The sequence below is a fragment of the Shewanella profunda genome, assembly GCF_023283765.1.
GTDB classification, from domain to species: domain Bacteria; phylum Pseudomonadota; class Gammaproteobacteria; order Enterobacterales; family Shewanellaceae; genus Shewanella; species Shewanella profunda.
This window is the reverse complement of the sequence record NZ_JAKILG010000003.1, coordinates 200,586-217,137: the sequence shown is the minus strand read 5'-3', so window position 1 is coordinate 217,137 and position 16,552 is coordinate 200,586. Positions and strand designations below refer to the sequence as shown.

Here is a 16,552-nt window from a genome sequence, read left to right as displayed (position 1 = left end):
TTACCTTCACGTAGTGCTTGAATGGCAGCATTGATATCAAAAGTAGGTGTGGTCATAAATCATCTCTTTTTGGTATAGCTTAAAGAAATGACACAGAAATTTGAACACTACGAGGTTATGTGGTCGCGTGCTTCACACCCTAATTGGGCGTTATCCATAGAAATTTTAATCCGGAACTGACGAGTTCGAGTTAAGGCTTTAACTCAAAAATGTCCAAAAGTGTGTTGCGTATATCTTTTAAATCTACAGGTTACGTGAATGCACGAAAGGTGAGCCATGGTGATTAGCGAGACGACCGTCCGCCCCATGGACGGGGCGGTCGAGCATCCAAGGATGGACTTGAACAACATCCTTGTTTAACTGCCAGTTCGCCATCCATGGCTCTCGTTCATAAGCTCAGAAACCTAGGTTTCTATTCACCGTGTCGGTGAGTAAGTACCATGGCAAGCCTGTATGTGTGGATACCAGCCAACGCCTAGCAACTAAAATTACAGTTCACTCAGCTATACTAGCCCTGCAGAATTTTCCAATGCGTTTTTGCTAAATCAAATTGACTCATCATTGCTATTATCCCTGTCAAATCAGTCTATAAAGCAGTCGGCATTTATTAAACCGCATTTAAAAGCCCTAAAAGCAAAACGCTCCACAGAGACTGTGGAGCGTTTTATTCAGCGAATGGCATTACAACAGCAGATTAATGCGTGTGTTAGCCTTTCATGTCCTTTTCCATATCTTCGTAGGAAGTATGGCGAACGTCTTTACCTTTAACGTAGTAAATGATGTATTCACAGATATTCTTACAACGGTCACCGACACGTTCTACGGCTCGAGCGGCCCAAAGTACATCTAAAATATCGGGGATTGAGCGTGGATCTTCCATCATATACGTCATTAACTGACGAATAATACCTTCGTATTCGCGGTCAAGCTTGGCATCTTCCTTGTGCAATTCTAGGGCTGAATCGGCATCCATACGTGCCAGAGCATCCAGTGTGGCATGCAACATGCGAGTCGCATGGCGGCCCATATTCTCAATGCTAACTAACAAAGGCTGCTGATTATTCAAACGCTTATCGAGTGCTGCTTTCGCTATTCGCACACAGGCATCACCAATACGTTCTAGATCGGCAATGGATTTAGAAATAGCGATAATCAGCCGTAAATCGCTGGCCGCAGGTTGACGTTTAGCAATGATACGGGTGCATTCTTCATCAATCGATACTTCCATACCGTTGACTTTATGGTCACCATCAATCACCCGCTGGGCTAACTCGGCATCGAGGGCACTTAAGGCATCGATCGCTTGCTCTAGCTGACGTTCAACCAAGCCACCCATAGCGAGTACGCGATTACGGATATCATCTAGTTCAGCGGTAAACTGTCCTGAGATATGCTTACTTAAATTCATGTTTTCCATTTGGCCAACCTTTTACTTAACTGTTTATCAACCTAGGCTAAAAGCCTTAAGCTGCGGCTTTATCCGATAAATCCCAGAGGCGATTAACCGTAACGTCCGGTGATGTAATCTTCCGTTTTACGTTTTTTAGGCGTAGTGAAAATGGTATTGGTATCCGCATATTCCACTAATTCGCCCATATACATAAAGGCCGTTTGGTCCGATACCCGCGCCGCCTGTTGCATATTGTGGGTAACGATCACGACGGTATATTTGGTTTTCAGCTCAGTGATCAACTCTTCAATGGTTAAGGTTGAAATAGGATCGAGTGCCGATGTAGGTTCGTCGAGTAATAATACTTCCGGTTCAATGGCAATTGCACGGGCAATCACCAAACGTTGCTGCTGACCGCCCGATAGACCAAAGGCGTTATCGTGCAATCTGTCTTTCACTTCATCCCAAATCGCGGCACCGCGTAGTGAGCGCTCGGCGGCTTCATCTAAGTCTCGGCGATTATTAATCCCTTGCAAGCGTAAGCCGTAAACCACGTTCTCGTAGATAGACTTTGGAAACGGGTTTGGGCGTTGAAACACCATGCCCACATTTCGGCGCAGAGCTGCCACATCGATTTTTTTGTCGTAAATATTTTGACCGTGCAGCAAAATCTCACCGTCGATATAGCAGTTATCAACTAAATCGTTCATGCGGTTAATACAACGCAATAAGGTCGATTTACCACAACCGCTGGGGCCGATAAATGCTGTCACTTGCTTCTTGGGGATCTTCATCGACACATTAAATAGCGCTTGCTTGTCGGCATAGCGCAAATCTAAGTTACAGATCTCCAGTGCGGTATCGTTCTGGCTTAAGTTCGCTAAATCAAAGTTGCTCGTTTTCATTGCTGTCGAATCTATAGAAATCATATTCAGTCCTAATACTTTCAGGATAATCGCTGATTAGTGCTCAAGCGAACGATATTTTTCACGTAAATGATTACGTACACTAATGGCCGTCAAGTTGAGTGCCACAATCACAGTCACCAGCAAGAAGGAGGTTGCGTATACCAGAGGACGCGCCGCTTCAACGTTAGGACTCTGGAAGCCCACATCATAAATATGGAACCCTAAGTGCATGAATTTACGTTCTAAATGCACAAATGGGAAGTTTAAGTCCAATGGTAATGTTGGTGCTAATTTCACCACACCCACTAACATTAACGGTGCCACTTCACCGGCTGCACGTGCAACCGCTAAAATCAGACCAGTCATAATAGCAGGGCTCGCCATCGGGATAACAATCCGCCACAGGGTTTCGGCCTTAGTGGCACCCAGTGCCAAACTGCCTTGACGCACGGCGCTTGGAATACGGCTCAAACCTTCTTCGGTCGATACAATCACCACGGGCAAGGTCAAAATCGCGAGCGTTAACGCCGACCAAATTACCCCAGGCGAACCAAAGGTAGGCGCTGGCAATGCTTCAGCATAAAACAGTTGGTCGATTGAGCCACCCATCATATAAACGAAGAAACCTAAACCAAACACACCATAAACAATTGAGGGCACACCCGCTAAGTTAATCACAGCGATACGGATCATCTTAGTGATCGGGCCTTTCCTAGCGTACTCATGCAGGTAAATTGCTGCTACCACGCCAAATGGCGTCACGATAACCGCCATTAACATAACCATAAATACAGTACCGAAAATCGCAGGAAACACGCCGCCTTCGGTGTTAGCTTCGCGGGGATCATCAATCATAAATCGACCTATACCCACAAACCAATGACTAACTTTACCCAGTAAACTTAAGTGATTTACATAGGTAACATCCAGAACCGAATCAAGCTTTAGCTCCACTTCAATACCGCGCATATCACGCACGATAACCGAATCGCGGGCTGCTTCATCACGCAGGGTGAAGAGTTCTTTTTCCAGCACTAAGTAATCTTTTTGCAGCGCCTCTTTGCTCGCCACTAATTCTAATTTACGGCTATCGGTGAGTTCACCATCTAACTCGTAGCGACGCTCTTTTAAACGGAGTCTCTCAATTGAATAGTTAATAGCACCAATATCTTGTTTTTGCAGTTTGAGCGCCTTGTCCGACAGCGCTACCGCACGCTCAATATGTTCCTCTAACGAAGATTCAATGGCATCATTAACTAAATCAAGACGCTTGCCATCTTCAATCACTGCAACCGGATAACCATAAAAGTTACCGTTTTTAGCTCGCTCAATCATGGCCACATCGCTGGGCACAGAACGGCTAATGATGTCCGTTGCGAGTATCCAACGGAAATCTAAGCCAACAAACTCGCGGTTACCTGTTTTCACTAAATAACGGCTCACAAACTCGCCCGGATGCTCTTTAAACACATGCCCCGCGGCGATAAGGCGCTCCGTTGGTACTTCTTCCCTATCGTAAATCTCACCGATTAAGGTTGAACGGACACCCGAACTATCCTCAAGCTCCCATTGATAAAGATCCGCAGGCCAGAAGTAACTTAAACCGCGCCATGCAATCAGCAGTAATAAGCCTAATACCGCAATCAAACTGATGCTCACCGCTCCGCCCGTCATCCAAATCCACGGCGAGCCTGATTTTACCCACTTACCCATTGCACAAACCTCTCAAGGTCACTGGCGAAATAGTATTTAGTATCATTATCTTATCTCCGTTACAGCGAGCTATAGCGGTCACGTAGACGCTGTCTCACCACTTCCGCAATGGTGTTAAACAAGAAGGTAAACACGAACAGAACAAATGCCGCGAGGAAGAGCACACGATAATGGGAGCTACCAATGGCCGACTCTGGCATTTCTACCGCAATGTTCGCCGCCAAGGTACGCATACCTTCAAATACGCTCCATTCCATAATCGCAGTGTTACCCGTAGCCATAAGTACAATCATGGTTTCACCCACAGCGCGTCCCAGTCCCATCATTACCGCGGAGAAAATCCCTGGACTTGCGGTTAATAGCACCACTCGCGTTAAGGTTTGCCAAGGTGTTGCACCTAGCGCCAAGCTGCCGTTTGATAGGTGGCGAGGTACAGAGAAAATGGCATCTTCTGCAATAGAGAAAATAGTTGGAATAACCGCAAAACCCATGGCAATACCAACCACCAAGGCATTACGTTGATCAAAGGTGATACCCAGTTCGTTAGTAATAAATTGACGGGTGTTGCCATCGAACAGGGCGACTTCGATTATCGGGCTTATCGCGAAAGAGAACCAACCGACAAAACAAATCACAGGGATCAGCATGAGCTCTTGATATACCTCAGGCAGACGCTGTTTCCATTGGGCTGGCAACCGACTCCAAGCGTAGGCAGAGGTCAGAATACATGTTGGTAATAACACCAACAGAATTAAAATGCCGGGCAGGTGTTCCTCTATCAATGGCGCTAACCATAGTCCTGCCAAGAAACCTAAAATCACCGTTGGCAAGGCTTCCATAATTTCAATTGTTGGTTTAACTAAAGCACGCACTTTAGGTGACATAAAGTAAGCAGTATAAATTGCCCCTGCAATCGATAATGGCACTGCGAACAGCATGGCGTAAAACGCGGCTTTCATGGTGCCAAAGGCTAATGGCATTAAGCTGAGTTTGGCTTCAAAGTCGTCGGAGCCTGAGGTTGATTGCCATACAAATTTAGGCTCTGGGTAACCTTCGTACCAAACCTTGTTCCACATAGCGGTCCATGACACTTCAGGGTGGGAGTTCTCCACACTAAAGATATGCAACTTCTTATCCGCTTCAACCACTATGGCATTTGAGCGAGGGCTAAAACCCATTTTACCGGGGTTTTTAAGGTCAAATTTTTCGTCAAAGAGTTCACGGTGACTTGTGGTATAGAGTAATGACAACTCCCCCTCTGGGCTCACTACCGCAAAACTCTTACGGTAAAATTCAGAGGTGATAGATGCGATAGGAGGTAAGTCATTAAACTCACGAATTTCCTGATATAAACGACCTTTCGAACCATTGACTTGAAAGTATTGTGCTACCACACCAGAGTCATAGCTGACCAGAATTGAACTCGCTCCGGCTAACAGTGCAATCTGGTTAACCTTTGACTTGTCCTTTTCAGCATCAATCACTTGAATTAATTCAATGGCTTCAGCATCACGGATATCATACACAAAGACTTTGTTGCCCATCTGCAACATCAACTGACGTTGGTCCGGAGTCATCAACTGCTGAACCACTGTTTTCGGCGCATCTTGAATAATCGACGTCGTAGTCGTCCATTCAATCTGCTCAGTCATCAGATTCTCTTCACCTTCGAGACGGCTTAAACGCCAAACCCCAAGATGATCTTCATAGGCAAAACTCATCTTATCTGAGGTGTAAATGAAAGTAAGTTTACTAATCGGAGAACCGGACTCATCAACAGTGACAGGCGTTTCACCTGCGGGATAACGCAATTTAGGGGTAATCAAGCGCTTGTTATCTGGGTAAGTTAAACCAAACTCAATGCCCAGAATCAGGGCTTGACCATTGCTTAATCCCAGCGCGAAGCGTTGTTCACTCGATGCAGCTACCGCAGCACTTGTGACAGTCACACCCTCAGGCAGCGACTGTGAAAAAGAAGAGAGCAAACTGCCGTCGGCCACAGTGTAAAAATCCACTTGACCATCAACGGAGACACGGTACATGACCTCATTTTGTTCATCGACGCCAACCATAAGCGTTGCCGTATCGGCATGCTGATAACTCACACTTTTTAGATGAGTCACATCCGCACTATCAAAAATGGGTTTTATCACATACAGCAAATAAAAGAAGATCAACAATAGGGCGACAAACACCATAGTGCCGCCAATAGTGACCCCAATTTGAGCCGCTTTATCCTTAAATGCCCTGCGACTTGAACGTCCACCTTTCAACATATTGTGAGACGCAGAACCAGGTTGAGTGACCTGACTTTCCATTAAGAACCTCTATTTATTAATAGCTAGCGTTTTTCGCTAGGATTTGCCGAGTGCTATGCTTACACTGTTTGAACGTAAACTGAGCAATAACAACATCCTTTATTCTAAGTTCGTTGGATTATATGACGCGAATATGACAGTTGTGTTACACCCCATTTTAAAACAGGTGCCTTTTATAAAAAATAGGAGTCAATCACTATGCTACGTTACTTAATCACACTACAAGCACCTGATAGAAAAGGATTAGTAGAGCAAATTGCCCATGCTGTAAGCCGGCATGGTGGTAACTGGCTTGACTCGGAACTACGCCATATTGACGGTATCTTTGCCGCCATTTTGTTACTCGAGATCCCCTCAATGCGCATGGACGAATTAGTAGAAGCCCTAGAATGCATCGATGGACTCACCCTCACCTATGCTAAAACGTCGGTTTCGCTAAAACCCATCAAACGCTTAAGCTACAGTCTTGTCGCCTACGACAGACCGGGATTGGTACTCGATATATCAAACAAAATCAATGCGCTTGGGATCAATATCGAACAATTTAGCAGCCAGTATGAAACCGCAGGCCACACAGGCATTGCCTTATTTCGCGCCACCATCAGTCTAGGCTTGACCGAACTCGCCCAAGAAGATCAACTAGTGCAATCCCTCTATGCCTTAGGGGACGATCTAGTACTTGACCGATTGAGCCGCTAACGCTGCTGTTTATCCAAAATACAAAATGCCGCCAAGCAAAGCTAGCGGCAATATTTGGTGTTGGATACAGTGGCACTCATTCAATTGGCTCCCCCAATCAGCCCCTCAATCGACTCTCTTAATCAAAAATTCCTATCTAAACTGGTTTGGATAATCTTGTATACTGCCAGTCACGCAATGACGTTAAAGATTAAAGTGTGCACTAGATGCTTGATGGGCGCTAAGATGCACACAAAAAATAGGAATACCCATGTTAGGAACGCTAAAAAAGATGCGTGCGCAGTTAGATGACGCGCAGCAAGTGCAATACCAGCTAGTCGTAGGTGATGAGTTACTACCGCTCAATCCATTGATAGGTAAGCAATTAACTTTGACTCACACGGGCAATATTTATTGTTGCAACTGCGGTAAAAAGACCAAAAAGAGTTATTCGCAAGGCCATTGCTTTGTGTGTATGCAAAAACTTGCTAGTTGCGATATGTGCATCATGAAGCCCGAAATCTGCCATTACGACCAAGGCACTTGCCGCGAACCCGAGTGGGCGCAAAGCCACTGTTTTGTGCCCCATTATGTTTACCTGTCGAATACCTCGGGCGTCAAAGTGGGCATTACCCGCCACACGCAACTGCCGACTCGCTGGATTGACCAAGGTGCCACCCAAGGTTTGCCAATTTTTAAGGTCTCGACAAGGCAGCTTTCAGGTTTAGTTGAAGTCGAACTCGCTAAACTCGTCAACGATAAAACCCATTGGCAAGCCATGTTAAAAGGCCATGCCGACGATATCGATTTAAATGCTAAGGCGGCGGAATTGATCCCGCAAATTGAGGCTAAGTTGCATGAAATTGGCATGCAAAAAGGCGATTACCGCATCGAGCGTCTGCATGAAACCATTCAGCCAATTCATTATCCAATAAACACTTTCCCTAAGAAAATTGCCTCCCATAACTTTGATAAAGAAGTCATAGTGAGTGGGATTTTACAGGGGATAAAAGGACAGTATCTGATGTTCGATACAGGCGTGATTAACATTCGTAAGTTTAGCGCCTACGAAGTCAGCGTCGACTTAGGCTAAAAGCTAATCGCAATTGAATTAAAAAAACAGAACAGGTGACGTAAAAGGAAATTCTTCCACTCAAGGCTAAAAGCTAATCGCGATTGAATTAAAAAAACAGTAAATGAAAGGGGCAAGTGTTATCGCCTTGCCCTTTTCAACTACCCTTTTCAACTGCCCTTTCAACTACCCTATGTACTTAACTTATTGCACCGCTTGAGTGGCTGGTAAAGTTAACAGCATCTCCTCAATTAACCCGTCGAAACGCTGTGTCAGTTCATCCATATCTTTTATATTGGCAAACCCCTGGGCGAGTACGCGCCACACCATTTCAGCGGGCTGCTCCGCAACACCTGTTGGTTTAAAAAATACGAGAAGGATTGAGCCTTTATCGTATTTTTTAGTATTCACACCATGGGAAGATAACCCTGCCACTAATCCTACGGAAGCGAGTATTTGTTCATCGGTCATTTCTGTCCCCATGGCGACGCCAAACCCCACTTGAAAATCTGCCAGTTGTGGATCTTCAACCCAGCGATACCCCTTAGTTTGCAGGGTTTGCTTTAAGACAGTGTGCATATGCAAGAGTGCATCTTGTTGATTTAATCTTTTATCTACTATGATTTTTTGTAATTGAGGATGCCAAGTGTAGGTCATTGCCGAAGGCGGTAATTGACTGAGATCGCCAGACATCACCACTGTGGTTCTCATCGGCTGAGCTGCATTATCATTCACAGTGATACAAGCGGTAAGACTCAAGACACAGATAAAAACCAGTGCTAATTGACAGCCTAGTTTGTTTAGTAAAGGATTTTTCATATTCTATTCCCTCATTTTTAATACTTAAGGATAGTTGCTATTTCCAAGACCAAAAATTGATATGTATCACACTGTTAAAGCAGCATAATCCGATATATCTGTGGCGTTAACCATTTTTGCTGTTTTTATGATACGACTTAATCCGCAAAAACATTTTGTTATTATTTTTACTTTAGAAATCGTATAGGCGCAGCCATATTTAACCGCTAAAATGCCTCGCCTGCCCCGCAGTCAAACATCAAACCACAATAAGCGCTGCAAAATGGCTAAAAACAGACGCACGGAAAACGGTCAATTGCAGCGGCATAATAACGAAAATTAAAGGTATAAAGTTAAGCTATGGAGTTAATACTCGCTATCGCGCTGTTTGCCTTCTCATCGGGGATCACCCCAGGGCCAAACAACATTATGTTAATGACCTCAGGGGTAAACTTCGGCGTTAAGCGCAGTATTCCGCATCTTATGGGCATAAGCCTAGGTTTCCCGACCATGATCCTCGCCATTGGCTTAGGGTTAAGCGCGGTATTTCAAGCCTATCCTATTATCCACCAAGTGATTAAAATCATCGGCATAGGTTACCTTTTATATCTGTCTTGGTTGATTGCCAACAGCAGTAGCAAGATGGAAGGTAAAACCGTTGCTAAACCCTTTAGTTTTATTCAAGCAGCGGCCTTTCAATGGGTGAATCCTAAGGGCTGGATTATGGCCGTGGGCGCGATTGCAACTTTTACCTCAGTGCAGCAGGATTTAACCCCACAGGTGATCACTATTGCGACGGTGTTTTTATGTGTCGCTTTTCCCTGTGCCATTGTCTGGCTAGGGTTTGGGGTTGCCCTGAAGCGGATTTTGAAAAATGAGCGCCAACAGAAGATCTTTAATATCACCATGGCAGTCTTGCTTGTGGCGTCTATCATCCCTATGATCGCCCCCTAATTTTTAAGCACGAGCCAACCACCGCTATGAACGAAATCGACATGATCACTCAACAAACCGACAACTGGGTCAAAAAAGTGATCATGAAATACAATATTTGCCCCTTCGCCAGACGAGAAGTCGAGCGCGGCAGTATTCGCTATCATGTGGTGGAGCAAACTAAAGTCAAACTCGTGCTCAAGGCACTAATTGAAGAATGCCAATACCTCGATGCGCATCCCGAAGCCGAAACTACGCTGTTTATTCTCCCCCGAGGTTTTGAGGGTTTCTACGCTTATCTCGACTTCGTCGATATGGCAACCGATGCGCTTATCGAAAATGAGTACGAAGGCACCTACCAACTGGCAACCTTCCACCCTGACTATTGTTTCGATGGCGAACCACAGGACGCCCCAGCCAACTTCACCAACCGCGCGCCCTACCCAACCTTGCACATCATCCGCGAAGCCAGCATGGAGTTGGCCTTAGCGAGCTACACAGATCCCGAAACCATCCCAGAGCGCAACATCGCTTTTTGCGAGCGCAAAGGCAGCGATTTTTTCGTCAAATTGCTAGCAGAATGCATGGGGAAATCAGCTTAATAGTACTTTGGGCAACACATTTACTGCGTAAAAATCAGTTGTACGCTTCAATGACAAAGGAATGTAACCGCGATGGACTTAATAATCCCACCAGCATTAAAACCGTTTTTAAGCACGGCGATTCCTGACTCACGCCAACTCGATATCGGTTTTGCCCTATTCGAATTTCCAAGATTTGAAGACCGAATCGATTTTCAAATGGGTTATCGCTGGCACGGTATCACCCGAGCGCGGGAACCTGCTTGGGATGACAATTGGTTAGTGCTTGCGAGTTCACATGGCGACCCCTTAATTTTCCACTTAAGAGAGAAGCATATTCTGTTCGCCCACCATGGAGCAGGTCGTTGGGAGCCCTGTCTTCTTTTTACCGATTTAGCACAAATGTCACGCTGTTTTAATGAGATTGCGGCCCTTATCACTGAAGCGGATGAAGCCCTTTTCGATGATAACTTCAATATCCAGCCAACCTATGTTGAGCTGATTAAAACGATGATTGTTAACCATGTAGGGCTTGAGCAAGGCAACCAGATAATCGAGCAATTGGAAATCAGGGCCTACTAACACAAGTAGGCTATAACAAGTAAAACATTACAAATCAAAATGTTAAGCACAACTTACCCGCAGGCATACCGACAATATCTTTATCATGGTCGATAATGCTCGCGAATAAGATCCGTCAAACCTATAACTTAAAACGCCTTAGTAATCCTTTTAGTGTGATACCAAGGCTAGCAAGATCTTCGGCTGAACGAGCCGTTTCTGCAGCGCCGTCAGCGGTTTGTTCGGCGATATCCCTAACTTTAACAATACTCTTGTTAATATCTTCTGCCACGGCACTTTGCTCTTCCGATGCGGCAGCAATTTGATGTGTCATATCCTGAATACGATTAACGGCATCGGCAATATCCACTAACATTTCCTCCGCCTCTCGGGATAATGACACTGCACCATCGCTCAAAGTACGGCTTTTTGTCATCATTTGTACTGATTCCAAAGTCCCCTTTTGCAAATTAACAATCATATTTTCAATCTCTTTGGTAGAGGATTGCGTACGACTCGCAAGACTTCGAACCTCATCGGCCACCACCGCAAATCCTCTTCCAGCTTCACCTGCTCTTGCAGCTTCAATTGCTGCATTCAAAGCTAGCAGATTGGTCTGCTCTGCAACCGATTTAATCACATCAAGGACGGTACCAATACTGTCACTTTCTGATTGTAATCGTTCCATCGCGTTGGCCGTTGTGGCGATTTCCTTTGCTAAAAGTTCGATCTGGCCTACCGCTTCGATAACTTTTTTATTACCTGTAGCAGTGGTGTGATCAGCTTCTTTGGCCGCTAGAGCAACATTTTCAGCACTGGCAGAAACCTCCTGCACTGTCGCGGCCATCTCATTAATCGCGGTAGCAACTTGGTCAGTTTCACTGCGCTGATTTTGCATACCCGCACTATTTTGTTCTGTTACCGCTGAAAGCACCTCAGCAGATGAAGCCAACTTCACAACGCTATCGCCAATTTGGGTTAATACCTCTTTAAGGGTACTGTTCATTTCCCCCATTGTACGCAACAACTCCCCCATCTCATCCTTACGTTCTGAGTGGATAGTGCTGCTCAGATCACCCGCAGCAATTTTTCTTGCAGTGATAAGGGTTTGTTTAAGTGGTCCAACAATTTGACCACTAATTAACCAAGCAAGTAAAGGGCCTACAACCAATGCAACAATTAACGTGACTATTACCACAGATTTAGCTTGGGCATCAGCTTCATCTCGCTTATGTTTTTGAATATCAACCAATTCACGAATATTAACAATTAATGTTTGCGCAGCTTCTCCCATTGACAGTGCTAAGTTCTCCAGATCACGATTAACATCGACCAATGCATCTATATCATGGTCGTAACGATTAAGTATCTGAATAGCTTGTGCAGTATCTTCGCCTTTTAGTGTGGTAATAGTCTGTAATAGTTTGGTGATAGCATCTTTAGCGGTTTTTAAATTGATATCACTAGAGTCATAGACATAGCCTCTTATGTAATAGCGTAGCATGGTCATTTGCTGACTAACGCTTAAAGCATCTTTCAATAATTCAGTATTTTGTGTGGCTTGTGCAGTATTTGTCATTCTATCGACTAACTCCGCATAGGTGGCCACCAATTTGGCACCGACTTGAGCACCTGTTACTTTCAATTCCTGCTTATGCTTAAACACGTCACTAAACTGATTAATTGATTGATGATATCTATCCATAGCAACCATGGATTGCTGGAGATACTCCCTATCTTTAATATCGCTAGATTCTGACAGTTGTCCCTGCAAGCCACTTTTCGTGTCTTCAATGAGGATCTGGAGTTGATCTAATTTCTTTAAATCACCGCTAGCAATAAATTCTAATCGAGCAGTTTTAGCAGCAAGCAATGCTTTATCTACATTGGCAATAAACTCTAATCTACTGCTGCTAATATCGATTGAGGTAAGTCCCTTATATCCAGCTGCTGCCACAATGAAGATCAGCAATAATAAAATCCCAAAGCCAAGCCTTAACTTATTGGTTACGCTAATATTTCCAAGCAAGCGGCGAAAACCTTCCATTTAAATACCCCATATCAAATTCAAAAATTAATAAGCAAATCCAACCGTAATTGTAATAACTTCCTCATGGCCGTTTATTGACCTAGTTAACCAAATCATAAAATACATTATATGTATAACATTTAAATTAGTAATAGATTGTTCAAATAAATGAAAATAGTGGGGACACACATCTTCAAATACAAAAAGAGTAATCCCTCTAATACATCCATTGTTAAATTTGGGAGAAAATCTGAAAAAGTTTTAACGAGCAAAGTTTTAACGAGCCACCCATTGTTAAATTCCCTGAATTGCCAAACTTCTGATACCCAGAAGCTGAATTCCCGCTCAAAAGCATTACGGAAATGACAACTAAAAATGAAAGTGTAAGAACGCTCAAATCGTTCAAGTGTTTAACACCTAAAACTAGAGCCAATCTAAAACTCTTCAATAATTATTTAAACAATTGAAAAATAATAATAAATTTCAAATTTATGAGAAAACCAAATGTAGAGGCTGACATGAGCTTTGATGATATTTCATCGTAGAACCGCCACGGATGGACGGTCATTAAGGAGAGGATAATGCCTGTTACGCAAGTAACTATATTCGATTTACAATAGACACAGAGCCAAATTAAAACAATAAGTTAGAGTGCTATGATAAGGCTGATGATACTAAAATATCCGACACATCTTGATCATGGTCGATACTAAAGGCGATAAAATCAGCCGTCTTTGGGATGCGCTTATAAGTCTCAGTTTGCTTAAACAAGATCAAACACGCTGAAAATAGCGCCACAATTTCCTGCACCAGCTTTTCCCATGCAGTGTAATCGTCATCGGGGAGCGCATTCTGGATTTCGTTAAGCACGTCCTCCGCAACGGCATAAATGGTACTAAAGCACTGATATTCCCAGTCGCCCGTATTGAATTTTAGATCGCGGATTTCTTCATCGGTTTGATAGGAGTCTGCCCACGAGCCAGATTGATATTCCAATAATCTGCGTTGAAAGTCATTTTCGGTATTAAAACAGAGATTCACTTCGGCGTATTCAGCATTACAGTCAAACGCAAAGGCATAAAAGATTTTATCTGGATGCTCTTCCAAAAATTTCTCCACCTCTGATACCGCAAAGGCAACCACATCTTGTTTTACGCTTGCTATTAACGCTTTGTTTAATTGCATATCTCTTTTTCACCAAAGAATATTAGGCTGATCAGAAGCGGTTAAATTAAGCTCAATAAGTTAACTACAGAATTTGCAGATCCCATTTTTCATTGCCATAACGACGTTTTTTATAGCTGTCGATTAACCAATCACCTGATTTTTTTAACGCAACAAACAGGTATTCATCATCGAAGGAAGTGTTGGTTTTAATGTAGATTTCGGCTCGACTCTTGATCTTAAGTTCGACATGCACTTCAAGCGGTTCGCCGCAACCGTTAAACTTGGAAGGATAACCAAATGATTTTCTAACTTTTCCGCCGTACACCCTACGCTTTTCGGTGCAGAACTCATCAAACAATGGGGATATTCTTTCGCTCAGAATAGCAAACCAATCTGTCCTTTTGGCGTAGTGATACTCCTGCTCTGGAAACTCGCGTTTTAGCGTATCTTCCTCTGCATCATGTTGAGTGCGAATATTATTTTCTATGACATTCCAGCGATCGCAGAAAGACAAAATACGCTGTGTTAAATATTCTTTTAATTCAAGATCATCCATTTAAACCATCCTATCCCTTTACAACTACATCATTCCCAAAAAGTGAGGATACCCAAATCTTTCAAGTGTTAACCCCCAGCATCAATGCCAATCTAAACTTTGTAAAATCCCTTTAAACTCATTAAAATATAATAAAAAAACCAAGAACACTTATGACTAAAATCGAATGTAGAGGCTGACATGACCTTTGATGACATGGATGTCATCAACGCGCCGTCACGGCTGGCTTCACGGCGTGTCACGCAAGTAACGGCATTCGATTTACAACAGAAAACGAGCCTGATTAAAACAACTGCTTAAAGAACCCTTAATCCCCACACATCGAAGGCTTCTTTGCTCAGTTGCTCCCTAAAATCGGGGTGAGCGATGGCAATCAGATCCTGCGCCCGCTCGCGCAGTGAACGGCCACGTAAATTGGCCGCGCCGTATTCGGTTACAATGTAATGCACATGGGCTCTTGTCGTGACAACACCTGCACCGGGTGATAACACGCTGGCGATTCGAGAAAGCGTTCCCCCCGCAGCAGTGCTTGGCAGCGCAATCACAGAGCGGCCGCCTTCGGATAACCCCGCACCACGGATAAAATCCATCTGCCCACCCACACCAGAATAGATTTTAGTGCCGATAGAGTCGGCACATACTTGGCCCGAAAGATCCACCTGCAGCGCCGAGTTAATCGCCATCACATTGGGGTTTTTACGGATAATCGCAGTGTCATTCACTTGCTGGATATCCATAAAAATGACCTCAGGATTATCGTCAACATAGTCATATAATTTCTGGCTACCGAGGGCAAAACCTGTGACCAATTTACCCGGATAAAAATGCTTCTTGCTGTTGTTGATCACGCCCTTTTCAACCAACTGCAAAATACCGTCAGAAAACAGCTCAGTATGAACGCCTAAATTTTTATGCTCGGTTAAGCAAGACAATACGGCATCGGGGATCGCACCTATCCCCATCTGCAAGCAAGCGCCATCTTGCACCAATTTCGCCACGTTTTTACCAATTGCTAAACTCACCGCATCGCCAGTCGCAAAGGAATGAATAGGTAAAGCCGCACTTTGCTCATACACAGCGGCAAAACGGTCAATATGAATAAAACCATCGCCGTGGGTGCGCGGCATTTGTGGATTAATATGGGCGATAATCTTGCCCGCCGCTTGGCAAGCCGCGACAGTGGCTTCAACCGAAATACCTAAGGAGCACATGCCATGCTTATCAGGCGGCGATACTTGGATAAGAGCGGTATCAATTTTTTGTTCACCGGTGCGAAATAATTTAGGCACTTCAGAGAGGAAAATCGGCACATAATCCGCATCGCCACTTTGTAATAATGCCCGCGTCGGCACGCCGCCGAAAAAGCAGCGATGGCGTAAATGTCCCTTTAAACTCGGATGGCTTAAGGACTCAGCACCTTCGGTATGTAATTGTAATAATGTGAGATTATCTTTAGTCAGTGCATGCTGCGCCAACGCATCTAATAAAATTCTTGGCGTTGCACCCATGGAATGGGTCCACAGGTATTCGCCGCTTTGAATTAATGAAACCGCATCGAGCGCGCTATGACAAATAATGGGAGGCATAATGAATTTCCTTCGCTAAGCATAATGGCGGTTCCCAATCCTAGCTCACCCACCCGATATCAAACCTAGACGCGCATAAATCCAGTTAAAACGCGAAAAGCCTGTTTATCGAGAAGACTAACTGCGGCGGTGTTAAATAAATGAGGAACACATATTGCGTCGCAGTGTAAGGTAAATCTTAATTAAGTAACATCTCTTTCAAGGGCTTAACAGGACTGTTTATCGATAATTTGCGCTATATCAAAACTCTAACAATTGCACG

14 protein-coding genes are annotated in these 16,552 nt (G+C 44.2%); 5 read left to right on the top strand and 9 right to left on the bottom strand.

The window, feature by feature from the left end; all coding sequences use genetic code 11:
* Positions 1-706: 706 nt before the first annotated feature.
* The 4 genes from phoU to L2744_RS02915 all read right to left on the bottom strand — a co-directional run bounded on the left by phoU (position 707) and on the right by L2744_RS02915 (position 6,329).
* Positions 707-1,417 (bottom strand): phosphate signaling complex protein PhoU, encoded by a 711-nt coding sequence (gene phoU, locus L2744_RS02930; protein WP_248990645.1) that lies wholly within the window; start codon positions 1,415-1,417, stop codon positions 707-709.
* A gap of 83 nt (positions 1,418-1,500) precedes the next feature.
* Positions 1,501-2,319: a phosphate ABC transporter ATP-binding protein PstB gene (pstB, locus tag L2744_RS02925; protein ID WP_248990644.1), complete on the bottom strand. Its 819-nt coding sequence runs from the start codon at positions 2,317-2,319 to the stop codon at positions 1,501-1,503.
* A gap of 33 nt (positions 2,320-2,352) precedes the next feature.
* Positions 2,353-4,011, bottom strand: a complete 1,659-nt coding sequence (gene pstA / locus L2744_RS02920; RefSeq protein WP_248990643.1) for a phosphate ABC transporter permease PstA — start codon at positions 4,009-4,011, stop codon at positions 2,353-2,355.
* 59 nt (positions 4,012-4,070) lie between these two features.
* Positions 4,071-6,329, bottom strand: a complete 2,259-nt coding sequence (locus L2744_RS02915; RefSeq protein ID WP_248990642.1) for an ABC transporter permease subunit — start codon at positions 6,327-6,329, stop codon at positions 4,071-4,073.
* A 198-nt stretch (positions 6,330-6,527) separates the two neighbouring features.
* Here L2744_RS02915 and L2744_RS02910 point away from each other — a divergent pair, with 198 nt between their 5' ends.
* Together L2744_RS02910 and L2744_RS02905 are read left to right on the top strand one after the other, a co-directional pair.
* On the top strand, positions 6,528-7,028 hold the full coding sequence (locus L2744_RS02910) for a glycine cleavage system transcriptional repressor (RefSeq protein WP_248990641.1): 501 nt from the start codon (positions 6,528-6,530) through the stop codon (positions 7,026-7,028).
* Positions 7,029-7,278: 250 nt separating this feature from the next.
* Positions 7,279-8,100, top strand: a complete 822-nt coding sequence (locus tag L2744_RS02905; RefSeq protein WP_248990640.1) for a DUF2797 domain-containing protein — start codon at positions 7,279-7,281, stop codon at positions 8,098-8,100.
* Positions 8,101-8,283: 183 nt separating this feature from the next.
* Here the strand turns inward: L2744_RS02905 and L2744_RS02900 are convergent, their stop codons facing one another.
* Positions 8,284-8,898 carry a DUF4136 domain-containing protein gene (locus L2744_RS02900; protein ID WP_248990639.1) on the bottom strand — a complete coding sequence of 205 codons (615 nt, stop codon included), beginning with the start codon at positions 8,896-8,898 and terminating at the stop codon, positions 8,284-8,286.
* Positions 8,899-9,237: 339 nt separating this feature from the next.
* On the opposite strand from L2744_RS02900, the gene L2744_RS02895 reads away from it, so the two are divergent.
* The 3 genes from L2744_RS02895 to L2744_RS02885 all read left to right on the top strand — a co-directional run bounded on the left by L2744_RS02895 (position 9,238) and on the right by L2744_RS02885 (position 10,973).
* Positions 9,238-9,831 (top strand): LysE family translocator, encoded by a 594-nt coding sequence (locus tag L2744_RS02895; protein WP_248990638.1) that lies wholly within the window; start codon positions 9,238-9,240, stop codon positions 9,829-9,831.
* 26 nt (positions 9,832-9,857) lie between these two features.
* A complete protein-coding gene (locus L2744_RS02890; protein WP_248990637.1) occupies positions 9,858-10,412 on the top strand; it encodes a DUF1415 domain-containing protein in 555 nt (184 codons plus the stop codon).
* A gap of 72 nt (positions 10,413-10,484) precedes the next feature.
* Positions 10,485-10,973 (top strand): hypothetical protein, encoded by a 489-nt coding sequence (locus L2744_RS02885; RefSeq protein WP_248990636.1) that lies wholly within the window; start codon positions 10,485-10,487, stop codon positions 10,971-10,973.
* 121 nt (positions 10,974-11,094) lie between these two features.
* Here L2744_RS02885 and L2744_RS02880 read toward each other — a convergent pair whose 3' ends face one another.
* The 4 genes from L2744_RS02880 to L2744_RS02865 form a co-directional block, all read right to left on the bottom strand.
* A complete protein-coding gene (locus L2744_RS02880; protein WP_248990635.1) occupies positions 11,095-12,999 on the bottom strand; it encodes a methyl-accepting chemotaxis protein in 1,905 nt (634 codons plus the stop codon).
* Between the two features lie 636 nt (positions 13,000-13,635).
* Positions 13,636-14,166, bottom strand: a complete 531-nt coding sequence (locus L2744_RS02875; protein ID WP_248990634.1) for a DUF4303 domain-containing protein — start codon at positions 14,164-14,166, stop codon at positions 13,636-13,638.
* A 64-nt stretch (positions 14,167-14,230) separates the two neighbouring features.
* On the bottom strand, positions 14,231-14,704 hold the full coding sequence (locus L2744_RS02870) for an NTF2 fold immunity protein (protein WP_248990633.1): 474 nt from the start codon (positions 14,702-14,704) through the stop codon (positions 14,231-14,233).
* A 296-nt stretch (positions 14,705-15,000) separates the two neighbouring features.
* Entirely contained in the window at positions 15,001-16,290 is a 1,290-nt protein-coding gene (locus L2744_RS02865) for an acetyl-CoA hydrolase/transferase family protein (protein WP_248990632.1), read from the bottom strand.
* Between the last annotated feature and the right edge of the window lie 262 nt (positions 16,291-16,552).